We start from the raw sequence: 878 nt of genomic DNA on the forward strand, positions 1-878 counted from the left end.
AGCTCACCCCCCTGCCGCCCAAAACCCTCGCCGGCCTCGCCCTGGCCTGGTGGATACTGCCCTTCGGCTTCGCCCTCATCCATCCCTCCCGCCAGTTTCTGCACGACTACCTCGCCGGCACCGTGCTCGCCGAAACCGCGCCGGAAGCCAAGAAATAACGCCGCGCAAGCAAAAAAAAAGGCTACCTGAAAAATGTTTGCCAAACTTTTTCAGGTAGCCTTTTTACATCCCGCGCTATTTGCGCCGGTATTCGTTTAGCAGGGTTTCCTGCGCGTCGAGCACGGCTTCGCCGGCCTGCGGCTGGGCGCGGAGGTAGCTGCCGTCGGGCTGCATCAGCCAGGCTTTGCGGTTGTCGGCCAGGGCGAGGGTGAGGGCTTCGCGCACGATGCGTTCTTTCAGCGCGGGGTTTTCCACGGGGGTGCAGGTTTCGATGCGGCGGAAGAAGTTGCGCCCCATCCAGTCGGCGCTGGAAATGAAGAGGTCTTCGCGGCCGCCGCGGTGGAAGTAAAACACGCGGGCGTGTTCGAGCAGGCGGCCGATGAGGGAGCGCACGCGGATGTTTTCGGAAAGGCCGGGCACGCCAGGGCGCAGGGTGCACATGCCGCGCACAATCAAATCAATCTGCACGCCGGCCCGGCTGGCTTCATACAAGGCGCGGATGATGCCGGGCTCGATGAGCGAATTCATCTTGGCGATGATGCGGGCGGGGCGGCCGGCGCGGGCTTCGGCGGTTTCGGCGGCGATGCGCTCCAGCAGCATATCGCTGAGGGTGAAGGGGCTTTGGTAGAGTTTGTTGAGCCGGGTGGGCTGGCCGAGGCCGGTGATTTCCATGAAGATGGCGTTCACGTCGGCGGTGATGGCTTCGTCGGCGGTGAGCA

The 878-nt window shown here is 63.8% G+C and carries 1 pseudogene; it reads right to left on the bottom strand.

The features are described from left to right. Window positions 1-234 precede the first annotated feature (234 nt). Window positions 235-878: pseudogene (locus LG371_RS12170) on the bottom strand (RNA degradosome polyphosphate kinase); the annotation flags it as partial.

It is taken from the genome of Eikenella sp. Marseille-P7795, from assembly GCF_916618725.1.
Lineage (GTDB): Bacteria > Pseudomonadota > Gammaproteobacteria > Burkholderiales > Neisseriaceae > Eikenella > Eikenella longinqua.